The 19,464-nt window shown below is 68.5% G+C and carries 15 protein-coding genes; 11 read left to right on the top strand and 4 right to left on the bottom strand.

What is annotated here, in order from left to right:
- Nucleotides 1-203: 203 nt before the first annotated feature.
- Together LEL84_RS20545 and LEL84_RS20550 are read left to right on the top strand one after the other, a co-directional pair.
- Nucleotides 204-908: a hypothetical protein gene (locus LEL84_RS20545; protein ID WP_226512642.1), complete on the top strand. Its 705-nt coding sequence runs from the start codon at nucleotides 204-206 to the stop codon at nucleotides 906-908.
- A gap of 41 nt (nucleotides 909-949) precedes the next feature.
- The gene (locus LEL84_RS20550) at nucleotides 950-2,080 is read left to right on the top strand and encodes a DNA polymerase IV (RefSeq protein WP_226512643.1); all 1,131 of its coding nucleotides are present in this window, start codon (nucleotides 950-952) and stop codon (nucleotides 2,078-2,080) included.
- A 656-nt stretch (nucleotides 2,081-2,736) separates the two neighbouring features.
- On the opposite strand, the gene LEL84_RS20555 is transcribed toward LEL84_RS20550, so the two are convergent.
- Both LEL84_RS20555 and LEL84_RS20560 read right to left on the bottom strand, forming a co-directional pair.
- Nucleotides 2,737-3,936, bottom strand: coding sequence for an alkaline phosphatase family protein (locus LEL84_RS20555; protein WP_226512644.1), 1,200 nt, complete (start codon nucleotides 3,934-3,936; stop codon nucleotides 2,737-2,739).
- Nucleotides 3,933-4,784 carry a GNAT family N-acetyltransferase gene (locus LEL84_RS20560; RefSeq protein WP_226512645.1) on the bottom strand — a complete coding sequence of 284 codons (852 nt, stop codon included), beginning with the start codon at nucleotides 4,782-4,784 and terminating at the stop codon, nucleotides 3,933-3,935. Before LEL84_RS20560 ends, LEL84_RS20555 begins: the two co-directional genes overlap by 4 nt.
- 70 nt (nucleotides 4,785-4,854) lie before the next feature.
- On the opposite strand from LEL84_RS20560, the gene LEL84_RS20565 reads away from it, so the two are divergent.
- The 4 genes from LEL84_RS20565 to LEL84_RS20580 all read left to right on the top strand — a co-directional run bounded on the left by LEL84_RS20565 (nucleotide 4,855) and on the right by LEL84_RS20580 (nucleotide 7,635).
- A complete protein-coding gene (locus tag LEL84_RS20565; protein ID WP_226512646.1) occupies nucleotides 4,855-5,370 on the top strand; it encodes a YtxH domain-containing protein in 516 nt (171 codons plus the stop codon).
- 86 nt (nucleotides 5,371-5,456) lie between these two features.
- Complete coding sequence (locus LEL84_RS20570) at nucleotides 5,457-6,188, top strand: YcnI family protein (RefSeq protein WP_226512647.1); 732 nt, start codon at nucleotides 5,457-5,459, stop codon at nucleotides 6,186-6,188.
- Nucleotides 6,181-6,729 (top strand): copper resistance protein CopC, encoded by a 549-nt coding sequence (locus LEL84_RS20575; protein WP_226512648.1) that lies wholly within the window; start codon nucleotides 6,181-6,183, stop codon nucleotides 6,727-6,729. The genes LEL84_RS20570 and LEL84_RS20575 overlap by 8 nt, the downstream gene beginning before the upstream one ends.
- A 6-nt stretch (nucleotides 6,730-6,735) precedes the next feature.
- Nucleotides 6,736-7,635 carry a copper resistance D family protein gene (locus LEL84_RS20580; RefSeq protein WP_226512649.1) on the top strand — a complete coding sequence of 300 codons (900 nt, stop codon included), beginning with the start codon at nucleotides 6,736-6,738 and terminating at the stop codon, nucleotides 7,633-7,635.
- 248 nt (nucleotides 7,636-7,883) lie between these two features.
- Here the strand turns inward: LEL84_RS20580 and LEL84_RS20585 are convergent, their stop codons facing one another.
- Nucleotides 7,884-8,807: an alpha/beta fold hydrolase gene (locus LEL84_RS20585; protein WP_226512650.1), complete on the bottom strand. Its 924-nt coding sequence runs from the start codon at nucleotides 8,805-8,807 to the stop codon at nucleotides 7,884-7,886.
- Nucleotides 8,808-8,837: 30 nt separating this feature from the next.
- On the opposite strand from LEL84_RS20585, the gene LEL84_RS20590 reads away from it, so the two are divergent.
- Complete coding sequence (locus LEL84_RS20590) at nucleotides 8,838-9,731, top strand: alpha/beta fold hydrolase (RefSeq protein ID WP_226512651.1); 894 nt, start codon at nucleotides 8,838-8,840, stop codon at nucleotides 9,729-9,731.
- Nucleotides 9,732-9,832: 101 nt separating this feature from the next.
- Here the strand turns inward: LEL84_RS20590 and LEL84_RS20595 are convergent, their stop codons facing one another.
- The gene (locus tag LEL84_RS20595; RefSeq protein ID WP_226512652.1) at nucleotides 9,833-11,092 is read right to left on the bottom strand and encodes an HNH endonuclease signature motif containing protein; all 1,260 of its coding nucleotides are present in this window, start codon (nucleotides 11,090-11,092) and stop codon (nucleotides 9,833-9,835) included.
- A 1,239-nt stretch (nucleotides 11,093-12,331) separates the two neighbouring features.
- On the opposite strand from LEL84_RS20595, the gene LEL84_RS20600 reads away from it, so the two are divergent.
- The 4 genes from LEL84_RS20600 to LEL84_RS20615 all read left to right on the top strand — a co-directional run bounded on the left by LEL84_RS20600 (nucleotide 12,332) and on the right by LEL84_RS20615 (nucleotide 19,437).
- Nucleotides 12,332-13,876 carry a hypothetical protein gene (locus tag LEL84_RS20600; RefSeq protein ID WP_226512653.1) on the top strand — a complete coding sequence of 515 codons (1,545 nt, stop codon included), beginning with the start codon at nucleotides 12,332-12,334 and terminating at the stop codon, nucleotides 13,874-13,876.
- 95 nt (nucleotides 13,877-13,971) lie between these two features.
- Nucleotides 13,972-15,318, top strand: coding sequence for a glycosyltransferase family 2 protein (locus tag LEL84_RS20605; RefSeq protein ID WP_413466990.1), 1,347 nt, complete (start codon nucleotides 13,972-13,974; stop codon nucleotides 15,316-15,318).
- On the top strand, nucleotides 15,311-17,275 hold the full coding sequence (locus tag LEL84_RS20610; RefSeq protein WP_226512655.1) for a hypothetical protein: 1,965 nt from the start codon (nucleotides 15,311-15,313) through the stop codon (nucleotides 17,273-17,275). Before LEL84_RS20605 ends, LEL84_RS20610 begins: the two co-directional genes overlap by 8 nt.
- Complete coding sequence (locus LEL84_RS20615) at nucleotides 17,272-19,437, top strand: ArnT family glycosyltransferase (RefSeq protein ID WP_226512656.1); 2,166 nt, start codon at nucleotides 17,272-17,274, stop codon at nucleotides 19,435-19,437. The genes LEL84_RS20610 and LEL84_RS20615 overlap by 4 nt, the downstream gene beginning before the upstream one ends.
- Nucleotides 19,438-19,464: the final 27 nt, after the last annotated feature.

The raw sequence follows: 19,464 nt of genomic DNA on the forward strand, positions 1-19,464 counted from the left end.
GTCATTCGACTCACAAACGATCCTAGCTCAGCGTATCCTCGCACTGCGCCGATGGCCGACATCGTGTGGGGGGTGCCGGGGCGTAGGGGGTCGACTCGAGGGGCTCCGATCTCGCTCCTCGTCGGTGTCCACGATCGTCATGGTTCGACAGGTCGTCGACGGTCGTCTGAGTGGAGGGGTTGACGTTGACCAGCGTTCTGTCTGTGGGCACATCGAGACGCGGTGCGCGCACGTTTCTCACGTCGTCGGCGATCGGCGAGGCGATCGACATCGAGGAGTCGATCGTCCTGACCGGGTACGCGGCGCTGGCCGAGAGTGCCGCGGACTTCGGGGTGACGCCGGATCTGATGCGTGAGGTCGACGCGGCGGTGCACCGGCACCGGGCGATCATCGCGCGGCTTCGGCTGATGCGAACCGAAGCCGTTGCTGCCGAACAGGTCTCGTCGCCGCACGACGAGGCGCTGGCCGTCCTGGGTCTCGGTGGTCCCGATGGTGATCCGATCGCCACGGACGTCGAGCCGTCGAAGGTGGTGCGGTCGTACCGCGACGCCGACCACGACGGTCGGCGTCCGGCGCCGGTCGCCGTCGCGTACCTGCTCGCCGCGGCGCACGCGCTGACCGACCCGACGAACTGTGGGACCGCTTCGCCCGCACTCAATCTCATGCCCCTGCCGCTGCATCGGGATCGCGCCCTCCTGGAGAAGGTGCTGACCCACGCCGTGGCGATGTCCGACCCGGCCACCCGTGCGGAGCTGGCCGCTCACATCACCGCTGCGAGTACCGCGTTCGCCGACGCCGGCGGCGTCACCGACCGTTCCCTCTCCGTGCTGCGGTACAACCCGCACTCGTTGCGCACCTCGTGCCGGTCGATGGGTCTGGGCGAGGTCGACATCTGTATCGCCGGCTGATCTGATCGGCCACCGGGCGCGCGGCGATTACTCTGGGCGTCGTGACCACGTCGGTTTCGCAGCGCTATCGGTGGCTCCTGCACGTCGATCTCGACCAGTTCCAGGTCGCGGTCGAGCGGCTGCGGGCCCCCGAACTGGTCGGGGTGCCGGTGATCGTCGGCGGCAACGGCGATCCGACCGAGGCGCGCAAAGTGGTCACCTGCGCGTCGTATGAGGCGCGCGACGTGGGTGTCCGTGCGGGGATGCCGTTGCGGGCGGCGCACCGCAAGCTGCCCGACGCGGTGTATCTGCCGCTCGACATGGGCGCCTACGACGCGGCGTCCGCCGAGGTCATGGACGTCCTGCGGGCCACCGGTCACCCGGTCGAGGTCTGGGGCTGGGACGAGGCGTACCTCGGGGTGAGCGCGCGCGGGGCGGAGGTCGACCCCTTCGACGACGCGGCCATCGTCGACCTGGCCGAACGGATCCGTTCGGAGATCCTCGACCGGTGCGGGCTCACGAGCTGCGTCGGGATCAGCGACAACAAGCAGCGCGCGAAGATGGCCACCGGATTCGCCAAGCGTCCGCCCGGCGGCGCGCGAAGCGGTGTCGACGCGCCGCGCGTGTTCGTGCTCGACGACCGCAACTGGCTGGAACTGATGGGGGACAGGCCCACCCGCGACCTGTGGAGCGTCGGCCCGAAGACGTCGGCGAAGCTCGCCGCCGCCGGGGTCGAGACGGTGACCGAGCTGATCGCCACTCCCCGCGACGACTTGATCGCCACCTTCGGTCCGCACCAGGGCAATTGGCTGTACGTCCTCTGCCGCGGCGGCGGTGATTCGACGATCACCGCCGAACCCTGGCTGGCGCGTTCGCATTCCAAGTCCCGCACGTTCGCGACCGACCTCAGCGACGCCACCGAGATGCGCACCGCCGCCGCGGATCTCCTGCGCGAGTTGCTCGATCAGGTGGTCGGCGAGGAACGCCTGCCGTTCCGGGTCGCGGTGACCGTCCGCACCACCACGTTCTACACCCGCACCAAGTCGAGGAAGCTCCCCGCGCCCAGTCTCGACTTCGCCCAACTCGAGTCGGTGGTCGCCGACCTGCTCACCAAGTTCGACATCGACCGCCCGGTCCGCCTCCTGGGCGTACGCCTCGACCTGGTGACCGACGAGGAGGACGCTCCAACCTGAGGTGTTCCCTCCGCTCTAATCCGAAAGAAGCGCATAACCCATGCTCCCGAGCCCGACGGGGGTGCTGAGCCACTGCTCCCTGATACGAAAGAAGCCCATAACTCCTGCTCCCTCGTCCGAAAGAGCGACCTACCCCCTGCTCCCTGAGGAGCGTCCGGAGCTTGCGGAGGGCGCGTCAACCCCCTGCTCCCTGAGGAGCGTCCGGAGCTTGCGGAGGGCGCGGCCAACCCCCGCTCCCTGAGGAGCGCCCGGAGCTTGCGGAGGGCGCGGCCAACCCCCGCTCCCTGAGGAGCGTCCGGAGCTTGCGCAGGGCGCGTCACGAAGGGTCTTCGCAACCAGACTCACCAAGACCCTTCGTGACGCTCGCAAGCTCGCTCCTCAGGGAGCAGTAGAAGGGCTGGTAACTGGGACATCCTCCTGATGTGGTCGTAGGGGCTTGGTTATCCCAACCACAAAAGGAGGATGTCAATGTCTCAGGTTAGTCGTTTGAGTCGGGAAGGCAAGCGTCGTAGTGATCGGTGTAGCCGAAAAGTTCGTCCCTCTCAGCACGATCGAAGGGCACTATGCCCTTCGGTCATGCTGAGGGGGACGAACTGTTCAAAGTCGTCTCCGCGGGGCGGCACGCTGGGTCGTCAACCGTCGCTGGGGCTTGCGTCTCAGTACGCAGCCCGGGCCACGATGAGCGGCACGAGTTGCTCGGCGGTGGTCCAGGCGCCGTGGTGGCCGAGCATCATCGACTCCATCGTCTCGCGCTTGCTGCGGGTGAGGGTGGTGGCGCCGCGGGCCACGACGACGACGTCGCCGATGCGTTGTGCCACAGCGTCACTGACGATCGGTCCGAACCACTCTTCGTCGATGGTCTGCTCGCGCGAGACCACGTGCGCGGCGTCGCCGAGATACGACGCCCAACCGCTCAGCACGTCGTCGGCCGATCCCGGTGTCGCATAGACGTGCCGGACCCGCGCCTCGCCGGCCACCGCGTCGATGCCGTCGAGCAGGGCAGGAGCGGTGTCGATGTCGATCGCCCGGTCGGCGGTGATCATCCCGTGGTCACCGGTGACGAGAAGTGTTGCGCCATCGCCCAGTTCGGAGGCGAGGTCGGCGACCAGCCGTTCGACGATGCGCAACTTCTCCAGCCACTCCGCCGACCCCGGGCCGTGGATGTGGCCCGCCATGTCGAGTTCGCTGTAGTAGGCATACACGAAACGCCGGTGCCGACTCCGACGCCGCAGGGTTGTCAGCACGGCGTCGCAGATGCCGTCGGGTGTCACGGCGGGCAGGAACTGTCCCGAGGCGCGGAAGGCCGCCATCGTCAGGCCGGTTCCGCGGAACTCGCCGGGCATCACATAGGTGACCCGAACACCCTCTGCGGCGAGCTCTTCGAGACTCCCGCGCTCGGTACGTACGAGGGCCGGGGGATAGGTCATCAACGCCGACGGTCCGGAGGCGTCGTCGAGCGTCCAGCGCAGCGAGTTGAGCACTCGTCGTGACCCGCGCGTCCGGCATTCGTCACCCGGGCGGAAGCTGTACCCGATGATCCCGTGCACTCCGCACGACGTCCCGCCCGTCAGGCTCAGGATGCTGGTCGCGGTCGTCGCCGGAAACCCGGCCCGCAGCGTCGTCGAGGTCAGTTCCCTGAGCGTCGGGGCATGCTCGGCATAGTCGTCCAGCAGGGTCGCGCCCAAGCCGTCGATGAGCAGCAGAACCACCGACTCACTCGGCGGGACAACGGGTCCCGCACCCTCGGACGGAACCCCGAGTGCACCCGCCACCGCCGGCAACACGTCGGCGAGCGTGTGCGGATAGCCGTGCCAGTCTGCCGGGGCCAGCTCCAGCGGACCCGCCACTTCAGTCACCGCGCCCCCGAACCGGCCGGTCCGAACACATAGTGTCCCGACCGCAGGAACCGGACCGACCGACGCGCTTCTCCCTCGACGAGCAACGGCGACAACGCACCTCGCAGCGCGATCCGCCACCGGGCGGCGTCGAGCGGCGCGCTGACCCGCATCGACTCGACGTCACGCGGAACCTCGACAACGGCGCCGGCATCCGGCGTGATGCGCTCGTGGTGCGCGACGGGATGGGATGGCCGGTCGACGTCGATGACCGACACGGCCCCACCGGCGAGCGCCTCGTCCACCGACTCCACCGACCCCTCCGACCCCGACGACCCGTCCGGCGGCGACGGCGCGGCGGACTTCAGGTCCCATGCCACCAGCACTCGGTCGGAGTCGGCATCGCCGCCCAGCTCGTCACCGAGTTCGCCGTAGAAATCCTCGTAGTAGTGCACGGGCGTCGCACCGAGCTTCGCGAGGTTGAAGTAGGCGTTCCGGGCGACCAGGGGATCGAAGGTCCAGGTGATCGTCGACAGTCCGCGCTCCAACGCCCAGCGACGCTGGTGCATCTTCAGCGCATGACCCACCTGATGGCCGCGGCCGCGGCGGGTGACCCCGGTGATGTGGCTGTGCAGGGTCTCGCCGACCGGTGCGCCGAAGAACGCCACGCTTCCGCCCGCGAGGTGGTCGCCGATGAAGGCGCCGGCCACGTAGTTGCCGGCGTGACTGAGCGCCCGCAGCATGTCGGTCCCCACGGGCCGGTTCGTCGGATCGGGCCGCCACACGTCGTCGAAGATCCGCAGGAGGTCCTCGAGCTCGTCGGGCGACGACAGTTCACGAACCTCCACACCGAGGGTTGCATCCGACATGGGGTCGATTCTGTCATCGCCCGGCGACACCGTGGTCGTGGTTCGACCAGCCCGATCTAGGATGAGCCCCATGTCCCACACCGGCCGACCGTCCGACGCGTTCGCGCGCGTCGCCGCGGCCGGTGTGGTTCCCGCGGTCGCGGTCGCCGCGCACGGTGCGGCGAGCGGGGCGATGCCGAGTTCGTCGGGCGTCCTGCTGAGCGCCGCGATCGGCGTCGTCGCGGCGATGCTGCTCGCGCCGCGTCGGGGCCGGCTCACGACGGCGGCGGCGTCGACCACGCTGGTCCTGTCCGCTGCCCAGGCGGCGAGTCACTGGGCTCTCGCGCTCGACGCCGGGCACGCCGCCCACGCCGCCTCGACGCTGCCGATGCTCCTCACCCACCTGGTGGCGATCCCGCTCAGCGCGGTCGGAATCGTCGCCGGTGCCCATCTCCTGGCGTCGATCGGCTCGGTGATCCGATCGCTGGTGCCACCGGTCACCGTCGCGGCACATCCGGCCGCTCCGGTGTTCTGGACGCCGCCTTGTGTTCCGGCCGCACCCGCGTTGTGCGGCACCGGCGTTCGCGGACCACCGGCTGCCTCCTGACGCGCCCGGGCCCCAGACCAGAACGGTGTGGGGTCGATGCACGCGTCCACGAGGACCGGTCCCGACACCATCGAAAGACACAATCCATGAAGCTCAGTTCCCCGCGGGCGACGATCGCCCGCCGCATCGCCGCGCCCGCCACCGCCGTCGCTCTCGTCGGCCTCGCCTCCTTCGCGGGTGCGGGTGCCGCGTCGGCGCACGTCACCGCCAACGCGCCGACGGTCACCCAGGGTGGGTACGGCGTCGTCACCTTCGTCGTCCCCAACGAGTCCGATGCCGCCGCCACGACCGCGCTGCGGGTGACGCTGCCCGGGCTGACCTCGGCCCGCCCGGAGGTGATGCCCGGCTGGAAGTCCGTCGTCACCAAGAAGGACGACAAGGTCACCGAGATCACCTGGACCGCCGATCCGGGATCGCCGGGGGTGCCGGTCGGGCAGTTCGGCCAGTTCCGGTTCTCCGGCGGACCGTTCCCCGAGCAGGAGACCGTCGAACTCCCCGCGCTGCAGACCTACGCCGACGGTGAGACCGCCGACTGGAGTCAGCCGACGCCCGACGACGGCTCCGAGCCCGAGCTGCCCGCACCGACGCTGACCCTGCCCCCGGCCACGGGCGACGGGCATCACGGCGGCTCGCACGCCGCCTCGACGACGGGCACCGCCGACGCTTCGGACACCTCCGAGTCGTCGGCATCGTCCGAGGACTCCGCCGCGCGCTGGCTCGGTGGGATCGGCCTGGTGGTCGGCACCCTCGGCGCGGTCATCGGCGTCGCGGCGCTGACAGCCCTGCGTCGCAATGGTCGTGGCGGCGGCGATGCCTGACCGTCGCGCGCCGGTTCGACGCGTCGTCCTGGTCCTCGCGACGCTGTTGTGTCTCGGGCTCGTCGGATCGTGGGCGGCAGCCCCGGCGTCGGCGCACTCGCGGCTGGTGTCCTCCGACCCCGCCGAGGGGGCGACGTTGCAGTCCGGTCCGCAGACGGTGACGCTGACCTTCAACGAGCCGATCCAGTCGTCCTATGCGGTGCTCAACGTCGTCGGGCCCGACGACCACTACTGGCAGAACGGCGACCCGACGGTCGACGGCCCCAACCTGCGTGTCGGGGTGCGCGAACTCGGCCCGGCCGGTGAGTACGTCGTCAACTACCGGGTGACCTCGGCCGACGGGCACGTCATCAGCGGACAGCGCACGTTCGAGCTCACGGTCGCCGGCAACGGTGAACCCGGCCCGGCAATCGAAGCGGTCGATGCGTCGTCGGACGAGGGAATCCCGGTGTGGTGGTTCATCGCCGGCGCCGCCGTCGTCCTGATCGCCGGACTCGGCGTCGTGTTCTGGCTGAGCCGGCGACCCTCGACGCGGCGCTGACACCAGATGACCGTCCGCAACGGGTTGATCCTCGCGATGACCCTGGCCGGCGGTCTCGTGGTGAGCTGGTTGCTCGCCCGTCCCGACGGTCCGGATCTGGTCGCCGTGCCCACGACCCTCGCGCTCGGTGTCTCCGTGACGCTGCTCGGTCTGGGGGCGCTCCCGACGGTCGACGCCGAGCCCTCGAGCCGGGTGATCGGCCTGCTGGCCGGGGCGTGGGTGTTGGCCGTGCTGGTCAGCGCCTGGGTGCGGACGGCCGATCGGGCGGGTGTCGAGGTGCTCGACGTGAAAGCCGGCGACTTCGGCGACGTGCTGTTCTCGGGTGCGCCCGAGATGGTGGCGCTGGTGGCCGGGGTCCTGATCCTCGCGTGGGTGGTGCTGGACCTGCTGACCGGGATCGAGATAGCCGTGCTCGTGGTCGGAGCGCTCGCGGCGATCGGGGTGCTGGCCACCTCGATCGCCGGGCACGCCGGCAACGACTCGTGGGGGCCGTTCCTCATCGGTGCCCACGCGCTGGCCGCGGCCTGGTGGTGCGGACTGCTCGCGGCGATGTTGCTCTCGGTGCGCGGCCGGTCGGGGTGGGCGCGCAGTCTGCCGGTCTTCTCCGGGCGCGCGCCCTGGGCGGTCGGGGTGCTCACGGTGACCGGCCTGATCTCCGGCCTGATCGAGGTCCACGGTCCGGCGAACCTGGTGAGCAGCGGTTACGGCCGGATCCTGCTCGCCAAGGCCGCGGTGCTCGCAATCCTCGTGGGTCTCGCCGTCTGGCACAGACGACGATGGCTACCGGCCGTGCAGCGGCATCGCAGCAGCGAGCCCGCCTCCGTGCGCGCGGCCGTCGTCGAACTGGCGATCATGGCCGTGGCGCTGGGCCTCGCGGCCGGGCTGTCGGCGACCGCGCCGCTCTGAGCCGGTTGAGCCACCCCTTCCGCCGGCTGAGCCACCCCTTCCGCCGGCTGAGCCATCCCTTCCGCCGGCTGAGCTTGTCGAAGTCCCCCTTACCCGCTGGTTGAGCCGGCTCCGAGCGCAGCGAGGCGCCGTGTCGAAGCCACTTGCCGCGGGTCACCAGGTGGCCTCGACGGGCGCGGCGTCCTCGCTGCGCTCGTTCGACGCTGCTCGACCACCGGGGGGTAAATCGACCCTGCGCTACCCGCGGATCACTCGCCCATCGGCGGCCGCGATTGGCCCCACAGCGCGAGGAGTTCGTCGATGATGTCGGTCGACATGTGCAGGGTGCTGAGGTGACTCTCGCCGGGCATCTCGAAGAGCTTTGCGTCGGGGAGTAGCGACACCATGTGCTCGCCGTGGGCGTACGGGATGATGTGGTCGGCGTCGCCGTGCCACCAGCGCACGGGCACGGTGACGTCGCCGACGCGGAAGCCCCAGTCCCGCGCGAAGACGACGACGTCGGCGAATGGCGCGTTCATGCGCCGGCTTCCGCCGTGGAGCAGGTCGTCGAGGAACATGGCCCGGAATTCGGGGCGCGCCAACAGTTCTCGGTCCGCCTGCGGCGACAGGCGACCGTAGATGGAGATCGCGGGTTCGGCGATCGGCCGGGCGAAGCCGAGGGCGACGCTGAGCACCTGGCCGATCGGCGCACCGGCCACGCTGACGAGCGGTGCGAGCAGCGTGCCGAGTCGCATGGCCCCGCCCTCGATGCGGTCGGGCCCGACCGTCGGTGCGACACCGCCGAGGATGCCCGCCGCCGTCACCCGGTCGGGCATGGCATGGGCGACCCCGAGTGCGTACGGCCCGCCGCCCGACAGCCCGATGATCGCGAAGTCGTCGATGCCCAGGGCCTCGAGGACCTCGGCGAGGTCCGGTGCGAAGGCCGCGACGTTGTCGTACCGATGCGGGCTCGACGACCCCACGCCCGGCCGATCGAGTCCGATGAGGCGGATTCCGCGTTCGAGCGCGTACGCACGCGCTTCGACGGGGATTTGGCGCCGCGCGCCGGGCGTGCCGTGTAACCAGACGATGGCCCGTCCGGTGGCCGATCCGTATTCGGCGAATCCGATCCGACGATCACCGTCGGCGACGGCGATCGACCCCTCGATTTTCGGACGGGCGATGTCGATCATGTGATCAGCATCTCACGTACCGTTGGTGACGTGATCCCCGAGTTCGTTCACGGCACCGCGCGCGCCATCCGCCACGTGTTCACCCCGTACCCGGCTCGGGACATCCCGGAGGGCCGGATGGTCGACCTCCCCGGGCGCGGGCGAGCGTTCGTCACCGACTCGGGCCCGCGCGACGCACCCCCCGTCTTCCTCCTGCATTCGGTGCTCACCACCGGGTTGCTCTGCTGGTACCCGACGATCCCGGCGATCAACGACCGCTATCGCGTCATCACCCTGGACGCGCGCTGGCACGGCCGCGGCATCGAGTCCGACACCTTCGACCTCCGTGACTGCGCCGATGACGTCGTCGCCCTCGCCGACGTCCTGGGTATCGACCGGTTCACGGTCGCCGGGTTCTCGATGGGCGGCGGCATCGCCCAGCTGGTGTGGCGACGCCATCCGGGACGTGTCGCCGGTCTGGTGCTCTGTTCGACCGGTCCGTACTTCAGCACGCACGATCCCCGGCACCGGGCGTCGTCGGAACGCATGGGACGCATCCTCCGCCCCGTCTACCGCATCCTGCCGCGGGTGTCCGACAAGAGCCTCGACAAAGCGGCCCACACCACCATCTGGGCGCTCCGGCAGTTCCTCTCGACGCCGCTGGTCCACCTCGGCGACTTTGGAAATGGGCTGGGAGAGTTCGACTCTCGCGGATGGCTCCACGAGGTCGACGTCCCGACCGCCGTCGTCGTCTCCATCCGCGACCGAGTCGTCGAGCCCGAACGGCAGCAGCTGCTGATCGACGGCATCCCCGGCGCACAGCGTTTCGAGGTCGACGGCGGGCACGCCTGCTGCGTCCTCGGCGCGCGCTACTTCATCCCACCGTTTGCCGAGGCACTCGACGCCGTGGTGCCTCGGGATCGGTCGTCAGTGGCGGCGCACTGACAGTCCGCCGTTCACACTGTGGAGTTGTCAAGGGACGGATGCGGTCCCGGGGTATGCCCGGGTGCGGAAGGTGCTACGCGAGAACTGTTGTGGGACGTCGGTCAGGCGGCGTCGTCGAGTCGCATGGTGCGTCGGTTGTAGGCGGGTAGGGGTCGGCGCTGCGTGTCGATACTGGCGGGTGGGACGAGCCAGGGGTGTCGGTCGAAGCCCATTACGATGTCCCAGCCGTGGTGGTGGACCTGGGTGTGGCAGCGCTGGCACAGTAGGCAGCCGTTGTCGAGGTCGGTGGGTCCGCCGTCAGCCCACGACTTGATGTGGTGGACCTGGGTATGTGACGGTGGTGCACCGCATTTGATGCAGCAGGTGTCGCGGACGATGATCGCTTTGCGTAGGTGTGACGGATACAGCCGGTGGGTGTGGCCCATCTGCAGCGGTACGCCCTCACCGTTGAGAATGATCTCGGTCAGCGAGGCGTCGCACGACACCTGTTTCGCCGTCGCTTGGCTTACCGATCCGGTCCACGGCAGCGTGGCCGGGTCTCCGGTCGCGGGGATCGTCAGCATCAACTGGGTGCGTGGGCTTCCGACGGTGTCGATGCTCGCGCCGACTGCGGCTTGGTCGAGGATCAGTTCGAACGCATCAGCGCGCCGTTGTTCAGCGGTGCGGCGGTCGGCGGTTCCGTCGGGTTCGGGTCGCGGGCAGGACCGCTCGTCGATCATGGCCAGGAACTTCTCGCCTACGACCTGGGTGAGGTCGGCGCGGACTTCGACGCGGCCGTCGTCGGTGGTGTGGGCGTTCACCGAGTTCAGAGAGGGGTCGTCGGCTGCGGGAACACCGGTGTCGGAGGCGTCGGCGAGAGCGTTGGCGATCGCGCGGGCGTGTTTGAGGACCTGTGTCGGGGTCGCGCCGGACAACGCTTGTGCGATGAGTTCGCTTTCGTATTGGGGGCGGTCACCGTCGGAAAGCGGCTCACCACAACGCTTGTCGATCTCGTTCATCCCGCGGACGACGGCGTCGACGACCTCGCCGGTCAACCGCCCGTCGGCGGCGTGACGGGTCAGGGCTGGAAGCGCGGGCAGGGCGTCGACACTGCGCATGGTGCGAAGAGCAGCGGCCGGTGCATGTCCTGACTCGATCAGCAACTTCTTGGTGGTGCTGCCGGCTTTCTGAGCGACGCCGAGTTCGTCGAGTTGTGCTGCGTGGGTGACGATCTGGTGGTCGACGGTGTTGCGGATCAAGCGCAGCGTCTCCAGCGCGTCGAATGTTGATCGGCCCGTGGGGTCGTCGGCGGGTGGGGTGGTCTCGATGAGCTGATCGAGAAGAGTGGCGAGCTCTGGCATGACTCCAAGGTACAGGAACATTCGTTCGATTTCGAGGAGTTTCCACAAGCCGGGAACCACGAATTCATCGACTGTGCAGCGTTTTTCGTCGACAACGTGGTAACTGTTGTCAGTAATTGACTCCAGTCACACCCGTTTCGAGTTCGCGCCCAGAATTGGTGATTCGCGCCATGACCACGAGCCCCACGGGCGGTCAGGTAGCGGCCTTCGTGATGCAGACGAACGCCCACTCGGTGCTCGTCATCCCCACAGAGATCGGCGGTGGCCGGCAGGTCGAAGTTCGGCGACACCTGCGCGAGTGGCGCGTAGACCTCCTTGCGCTCAGCGGGTCCGCCGTAGCCCGCCACGCCGACCGGCCTGCGGTCGGTGGTGTAGGCGGCGCGGTGCCGTGCCGAGCCCCGCCAGTTGTCCCCGTTGTCGGCGATGCCGCCTGCCACGCCGACCGCGCCAACGGGTCCTCAGGTTCGACGGGTGCAACGGCCAGGCCGCCGCCCGAGGGTCGTCCCTCACGAGGTTGACGAGCGGTCCGACGCGTCGGCTGACGCACCCGTGCCAAATCGGTGGGCCCAAAGCGGAGGGCGCAGCCGATGACGGTGGATGCGCCGACCGATCACTGTCACCGACGTGGATGGCCGAGGTCTGCTGGTCCGGTCGCGAGGACGCAGAGCGCCAACACCGCCGTTGTCAAACGACCAGAAGTCGACGCAGTAGCACCACGTGACGTCGACGTGGTCTCGCGAATGGACTCACGACGATCCCGCCGCGACTGCTGACTAACAAGTAATCCTTGTCGATGATGTTTCGCGGTGGCCCTACCACCCAAACGTCTCGACATTGTTGCCGAACCACATGAAACGTTTGTGAATAGCTGCAGCACAGCGTCTTTAGCGTTGCGACATGGTCAGGTGACCCACTTTCTCGGGTGTGACATCAACTACAAATTCGTGCCGTAAGTCGCGTGACTTCCGCCCACATCGCGGCTAAGGCGGCGGCCCAGGGCGACGCTGTATGTCTACCAAACTATCGCTGCCGCAACATAAGACGAAACACAGCTCAACCCCGCGTCGAGCCCGAAGCCAGCACCGCCACGGCCGCGGCTCGCAAAATTCGTGCAGTCGATGCGCTCCATCAACTTTCTTTTTAGCGTTACTCTCATTCCAGTTCGCGATTCGGTCGCCAGGGGAGGCCCGCAGGGTTGGCACCGGAGCCGCGTCTGGCGTTGGAGCCCACTGCTCAGGCGCCGTCCTGGGGAGGATCTCGATGACTGTTCTCGATTCGGTCGTGCCCGCGTCGCCGCCATCTGCGGACGTCGACGCCGACGCGGCTTCGGCGCCGGCACAAGGCGCGGCTCGTCGCACATGGCGAGCGACGCTGACCGCGCCGCGTGAGATGTCGATGGGCGCCCGGTATGCGTCGACGATCGGTGCGGGCATGCTGGCGTTCGCGCCGGCCATCGCTGCCGAGTTCGACGCGCTCCGCCAGGGGTCGCCGACGGCATACCTGCTGTTCGTACCTCTGTGGTGTCTGATGATCGCCTTCGGGCTCGACGTCTCGTCGCGGGGCCGTGAGATCGGTGACGGCGAGTTCGACCGCATCCTGGTCGTCGTCGTGGGCGGCGCGCTCGGACTGACCGCGGCCCTGGTCATCCCCCGGATTCCGGCCGTCGCGGCGTTCTGGCACGCCGATCTGATCCCGCTCCTCATCTGGGTGTTCGCGGCGTCGATCGTGGTCTTCGGGATCCGACGCGTCGTCCGCGACTACCTCATCTGGTTGTTCCTGCTGACCTGCTTCCCGCCGAACTACCTGCTGATGGGGCAGGTGCTCGGCGGCACGACCGTCGCCTTCGGTGCGTTGTCCGTGGCGATTGCCCTCGTCGTGACGTACATGTCGCTGCGTCGGCACCCGCGGGTCGCCCTCGCAACTGCGGCGCTGTCCGGCGTCGGCGGCGCGGTGCTGGTTGCGGTACTCCACGACATCCCGGTCCTGGCCTACACGGTTCCCGCCGGTGCGGTGACCGCGATCGCAATCGTCGTACGACACCGGTTCGGGAGAACGGGCTCGGCACGCGCCGGCCTGCCCAAGCAGTCCATCGCCACCCTCGCGTCGGCCTGGTTGGTGGCACTGGTGATCCTGGCGGTGACCCCGTTTGCACCGGAATCGCCGAAACCCGTTGTGTCACCGCCCATCGGCGAGGAGTGGCTCGAACAGTTGCGGACGCTGGGTATCGGGATCACCGAGCCCGAGGTGTTCGACTGGGGTCCCCGGGTCATGGGGTCCGACGGTGACGTGCGCCGGTACCGGGTCACGACGGGGCAGACCGGCCCGGAGAACAGGCCGCTGTCCACCGCCTATCTCGACGTGTTCTCCACGGCGGATCTGGGCCGCTTCTCCAGTTACCGCCGTGGTCTCTGGTACGAGACGGTGCCGCCGGCGACGATCCACTCGACTCCCGCCTCTTCGGACGGCCGACACACCCGGCTCGGCAGCATCGCCAACATCCTGGAGTCGGTCCGCACCTCGGACCAGACACTGTGGACCGGTCGATTCTGGGGTTGGCGGGTTCCCACGCCGGCCGGTGAGCGCTACATCGCCGTCTACCTGATGGCCGCGCGTGATCAGCCGGGATCGTCGAACGTCGCGGAGCCGAAGCCGCCCAGCTATGCCACCACCGTCGCCGAACCCATCAGTTGGCTCATCCGCGGTGGCGACGACACCCCGGACCCCGTCGACGACTCCGACCTCGATGTCGCGCTGACCGATCTCGCGTGGTCGATGATCGACGCCGTCGAACGACCAGCTCGGTGACCATCCCCGACGCGGGACCGGTCACCGACGCGCGGCATGTCTCCACCCTGTCGGCACGACACCCGTTGAGCCGCAGGCAGCGTCTCGGCCTCGTCATGCTCGCGATCGCGACCGCGGCAGCGTTCCTTCTGACCTGGCGGGTCTCACTCGCGGTCATCCTGAGCATCTGCGCTCTGTACTTCCTGGTCTCGAGCGTCGACAAGTTCGTGCTCGTCACCCGCGGCATGTCCGGCAGGGGAGTGCTGAGGGTGTCCGACGACGACGCACGCGCGATTCCCGACGCCGACCTGCCGGTCTACACCGTGCTGTTGCCGGTCTACGGAGAACCCGAGATCGTCGCCAACCTCGTCGCCGGTGTCGGCAAGATCGACTATCCCGCAGACAAACTCGACATCTTGCTGGTCCTCGAGGCCGACGACCACGAGACCCGGGCGGCTGTCGAGCACGCCGATCTGGACGGGGTCACCCCGGTGCTGGTCCCGCCGAGCGAGCCGCGGACCAAACCCAAAGCGTGCAACGTCGCCATGAGTCTGCCGTCGGAACGCAGCGACATCGTCACCATCTACGACGCTGAAGACATCCCGGATCCGCTGCAATTGCGCAGGGCGGCAGCCGTCTTCGACGCAAGTCCGCCCGAGGTCGGTTCGGTGCAGGCGCGGCTCGGTTACTACAACGAGCGCGAGAATCTCCTGACCCGGTGGTTCGCCATCGAGTACGACCAGTGGTTCTCGTACATGCTCCCCGCACTGAGTGCGTCGAAATGTGTGATCCCGCTCGGCGGGACGTCGAACCACATCCGCACCGACGTGCTGCGGGAGGTCGGCGGCTGGGATGCCTACAACGTCACCGAGGACGCCGATCTCGGAATCCGGCTGGCGCGCTATGGGTATCGCACGGTCGTTCTGGACTCGCTCACCGGTGAAGAGGCGAACGCCGACGTCGTGAACTGGGTGCGGCAGCGTTCGCGTTGGTACAAGGGCTATCTACAGACCTTTCTGGTGCACACCCGTCACCCGGTCGAGATGGTCCGCGAACTCGGACTCGTTCCGGCGCTGCGTATCTCGAACCTGACCGCGGGCATGCCGATCGCCAACACCCTCAACCTGCTGTTCTGGGCGCTGCTGCTGATCTGGTTCGCAGGCAAGCCCGACTTCATGCACTCCCTGTTCCCGGGGCCCATCTACTACCTGTGCGTCCTGATGTTCACCGTCGGGAATCTGGCGACCATCATGCTGGGCGTCGTGTCGACGCGGACGCTCGGCAAGCCCTACCTACTCGGTGCCGCGCTGCTCGTGCCCGGTTACTGGTTCCTTCAGTCCATGGCTGCGATCAAGAGCATGGCGCAGCTCATCTACAAGCCCTCCTACTGGGAGAAGACCGTGCACGGACTCTCGGCCATGCCCGGTGCGTCCCGACCGCCGAAAGGTCCTGAGAATGTCTAGCAACAGTCTTGTCCGCCTGCGACGCCTCCTGGGAGCGGTCCTGGCGGCGCTGATCGTCGGCATGGGAGCGGTGGCTCCGGCCGCGGCGGCGCCGGGAGACGGCACGACGACGCTCAACTGGCGGCAACTGGGAATGGGCACCTCGGTCACGATCGACGGCGCCGACGTTCCGGTCGGAGTGAGTATTCCGGTGCCGCAGGGGATGTCACCGACCACGCTGACCGGTGTGGTGGCGTCGGCGACCAACGTGACCGACGCCTTTATTCAGGTCGCCCGCACCGACGGCACGATCATCGGTACCGTCGTCGTACCGAGGTTCGGTCCGCGGCAGCTCAGCACCGCGTTTTCCGTTCCGCTGACCGCAGTGCCCGTGGGCGACAACGGCCGTGCGGATCTGCGACTGACGCTGCGCAACGGGACCGACGATTCGGTGTGCGGACCGGTGCCGGAGGTCGCGCTGACCAGCCTGAACGTCGCCTTCCGGGGCGCGGCGACGGTGCCTTCCACCATTCAGGATGTGTTCGGGACCGTGGTCAACCGGGTGACCGTGTACACCCCGGAGGACCCGAGTGCCGCGGCCGCGCAGACCACGCTCGGCGTCGTCGCCGCCATCGCGAATCATTATCGTCCGCAACGTGTTGCGATCGATGTGGTGGAGTCGGCCGATGCCCGGTTGCCGCGCGCGGCCAGTCCGCTGGACCGGGCGGTCGTCATCCGCGAGGAGGGTGGGGCGGGGAGTGTCCGTCTGGAACGTGCGGGACTTCCCGGGGCCGTGTTGGTGATCAGCGGTGACCAGGACTCCCTGCCCGATCAGGTGGCCCTGTTCCGCGACGGGCTGACCGGTCTGGCGCAGACGCCCTCTGCCGCGGTCGAATCAGTCGGCGATCGGCAGATGCAGGGTTCGGACTCGGTGACCTTCGGGGAGTTCTCCGATCGGTTGTTGGTGGAGGCTCTCGGAACCGCCTCGCTGGTACCGGGTTTCGATCCGACGATCCTCGCCCTCGGTCGGCCCGGCGCGGTCGACGTCGCGCTGAAGGCGCGCTACACCCCGGTGCGCGACAACGAGCGCGCGAACGTCATGGCCGTCACCGGCGGCGAGATCCTGCACACGAGTGCGCTGAATGCGTCCGGTGCGCTGGACACGCAGTTCACCATCCCCGCCGCGCAGGTGGCGGCCAACGAACCGCTCGAATTCCGGGTCTCCTACGAGCCGGCCCCGGGCGCCTGTTCGCCTCGCAGCGTGCCGCTGACGTTCCAGATCGACCCGTCGTCGACCGCGTCGTCGAGCACGACTCCCGTTCGGATGGGCGGTTTCTCGTCGGTGCCACTCGGGTGGCAGCCGACCGTCCAGGTCGCGCTCGACAACACCAACCCGGCGCAACTCGACGCCGCCGCCGCACTGCTCGCGTCGGTGCAGCGCAGTTCGGCCACCGCACTGTCGCCGGTGCTGGTGCCGCTGGAGCAGGCGATCGCCAGCAACACCGGTGCCCTCGTCGTGGCCGATGCGGCGAACGCCCGCCCGCTGAATCCGCCGATCAACACCGAGGATTCGTCGACGCTCGTCGATCTGGCCGCGCAGATCAGGCTGGCGATCCCGGACGGGCTGGGCACCATCCAGGCGTTCTCGCAGAACTCGCGCACGGTGGTGTTGGTGAGCACCTCGGGGTCGTGGGATCTGGTCTACCCGCTGTTCGCGTATCTCGATGATCAGCAGGGAGATCTGGCGAACCTCCGCGGTGACGTCCTGGTGGCCGGCCGCGCGGGTCAGCCCGAGCTGATGACCGTGCGGGCCGACGGTCCGCAGGCCGAGGTCGATCAGGTCGGCACCAGTTGGGTGGTGTGGCTGGGTGTCAGCGCCGCCGTCTTCGCAATCGCAGTCCTCGTTTCGGTGGCGATCATGTTGTATCGCAGACGCTTCGGCGGCTCGGGCGATCCCGCTGACGGCTCGACTACATGACCGTCGAGCTTCACGACGACGCCTCGGCACCGGCGGCCGGTGTGCAGCCGCCGGTGAGTGAGGGCCGTCGACGGCTCACCGCGACGCAGTGGTGGGGTATGTCGCTGTTCGCCGGTCTGGTCGCCGGGTATCTGGCGGTCGGTGCGTACCTGTATTTCGCTGTCGGATACATCAATCCCGACGCGAGCAGTCGCGTGGGCAACGCCGGGTTCACCATCTGGAGCCGGGACCCGCATCTGGGCGCGATCGGCTTCGTGTGGAATCCGTTGCCGAGTCTGATCGAAATCCCGCTCGTCGAACTGTCGTCGCACTGGCCCCTGAACCAGTGGCCGGAGCTGCGTCGCGTCGGATTCGCCGGTGCGGTCATGAGCGCGGTGTTCATGGCCGGTGCCGGGTGGCAGGTTCGACGTATCGCCCTCGATTACGGTGCCGGCCGCCTGCTGCGCTGGATCGCGGTCGCGGCGTTCGCGCTGAACCCGATGATCATCCTGTACGCGGGGATGGGGATGAGCGAGGCGCCGTTCCTGTTCTTCCTGCTGTGGACATGCCGTCGAATCCTGCTGTGGGTGAATCGATCACGTGTGCTCGATCTGGTCATCGCCGGCGTCGCCCTTGGTTTGGCGTACCTGACGCGCTACGAGGCGTTACCCGCGGCCGCGGGTGTGGCGGTCGGGGTGTTCGTCGTGTCGACCCGCCGGCACCGTCCAGAAGGAGTGTCCGGACGCGCAGGGTGGCGGGCCGGGGCCCCCTTCGGTGTGCACGACGCGACCATCGTGGCCATGCCCACGGCGTTCGCGTTCGTGGTGTGGGCGGGCCTCGGCTGGCTCCTCGACGGGAATGCGTTTTCCCAGTTCTCCTCGCAGTACGGCAACTCGGCGCAGGTGGAGGTAGCGGGGATCGTCTCGGCCGAGGACGTCGGAGCGGGTCCGCTGGCGGAGGTGATCGTCGCGAACCTGCTCGGCATGCAACCGCTGCTGTTCGCGGTGCTGCCGGTCGTGGCCTGGATCGCGGTCCGGTTGCGTAGGGTCGACGCCGCGGTGCCGGCAGTAGTGTTCGGCTCGGTTCTGCTGTTCCAGATGTCCGCGGTGATCCTCGGCTCGACCTTCGGCTGGTTCCGCTTCTACCTGGCGTCGACGCCGCTGATCGTCGTCGCGGTCCTAGTGGCGTGCGGGCCCGCCCACCGTCTGCTCACCGACGCCAGGCGACCTCTTATCCCCGCGCTGCGAGGAGCGCAGGCCGCCGGGCTCCCTTTGCTCCCTGCGCTGCGAGGAGCGCAAGCCGCCGGGCTCCCTTTGCTCCCTGAGGTGCGAGGAGCGTTAGCGACGAGCCACGAAGGGTCCGGTGACCTACACACTGCGCCCACCCGCCGCTCCTTGAGCAGCGACCGGAGCTTGCGGAGGTGGGACACCCGCCGCTCCTTGAGCAGCGACCGGAGCTTGCGAAGGTCGGACACCCGCCGCTCCTTGAGCAGCGACCGGAGCTTGCGGAGGTGGGACACCCGCCGCTCCTTGAGCAGCGACCGGAGCTTGCGAAGGTCGGACACCCGCCGCTCCTTGAGCAGCGACCGGAGCTTGCGGAGGTGGGACACCCGCCGCTCCTTGAGCAGCGACCGGAGCTTGCGGAGGTCGTGTGTCGAAAGGACCACCCTCACCACGCTGATGGCTCTGGTCCTGGCGACCTCGTTACCCGTGACGGCGTCGTCGATGCTCAACCCGGCGCTGGGCAAGGAGGAGTACGGACTGCGCTCGGCGTTCTGGCCTGATCGCCACCCGCCGTCGGAATTCTGGTTCTACTGGTTCGGCGAGGTGTCGGGCAACGTCGCCGCCTGGCTGGACAGCCAGAATCTGCCGGAGGGCTCTGTTCTCGTCGACACCTTCGGGGTCTCGCGCGTCTGGCTGGAGTCCGAGCGCCCCGAACAGTTCGTCGTGCGCAGCGACTTCGACTTCTTCGCGAAGCTGAACGCACCCGCCGAGCAGGGCGTGCAGTACATACTCACGCAGCGGCCGACCGGCCTCGGCTCACTCGACGCCATCAACGTTCGCTATCCGACGCTTTGGGCCGACGGCGCCGGCATCGCGACGGTCGCCATGACGGTGACGACGCCGACGGGCAAACCGCAGTTCCGGATCTATCGGATCAAGGGAGTGACACCTGCAGGTTGAGCGCTGTCGAGGGCTGCGCCCCGGTGT

The organism is Gordonia sp. WA4-43 (assembly GCF_020520305.1).
Classification (GTDB): Bacteria; Actinomycetota; Actinomycetes; order Mycobacteriales; family Mycobacteriaceae; genus Gordonia; species Gordonia hongkongensis.

Coding starts and splice junctions, on each gene's coding strand:
- LEL84_RS20615 (WP_226512656.1), top strand. CDS start 17,272: ATGACCGTCGAGCTTCACGACGACGCCTCGGCACCGGCGGCCGGTGTG.
- LEL84_RS20565 (WP_226512646.1), top strand. CDS start 4,855: ATGTCCCACACCGGCCGACCGTCCGACGCGTTCGCGCGCGTCGCCGCG.
- LEL84_RS20605 (WP_413466990.1), top strand. CDS start 13,972: ATGCTCGCGATCGCGACCGCGGCAGCGTTCCTTCTGACCTGGCGGGTC.
- LEL84_RS20600 (WP_226512653.1), top strand. CDS start 12,332: ATGACTGTTCTCGATTCGGTCGTGCCCGCGTCGCCGCCATCTGCGGAC.
- LEL84_RS20595 (WP_226512652.1), bottom strand. CDS start 11,092: ATGTTCCTGTACCTTGGAGTCATGCCAGAGCTCGCCACTCTTCTCGAT.
- LEL84_RS20580 (WP_226512649.1), top strand. CDS start 6,736: ATGACCGTCCGCAACGGGTTGATCCTCGCGATGACCCTGGCCGGCGGT.
- LEL84_RS20585 (WP_226512650.1), bottom strand. CDS start 8,807: ATGATCGACATCGCCCGTCCGAAAATCGAGGGGTCGATCGCCGTCGCC.
- LEL84_RS20610 (WP_226512655.1), top strand. CDS start 15,311: ATGTCTAGCAACAGTCTTGTCCGCCTGCGACGCCTCCTGGGAGCGGTC.
- LEL84_RS20570 (WP_226512647.1), top strand. CDS start 5,457: ATGAAGCTCAGTTCCCCGCGGGCGACGATCGCCCGCCGCATCGCCGCG.
- LEL84_RS20560 (WP_226512645.1), bottom strand. CDS start 4,784: ATGTCGGATGCAACCCTCGGTGTGGAGGTTCGTGAACTGTCGTCGCCC.
- LEL84_RS20575 (WP_226512648.1), top strand. CDS start 6,181: ATGCCTGACCGTCGCGCGCCGGTTCGACGCGTCGTCCTGGTCCTCGCG.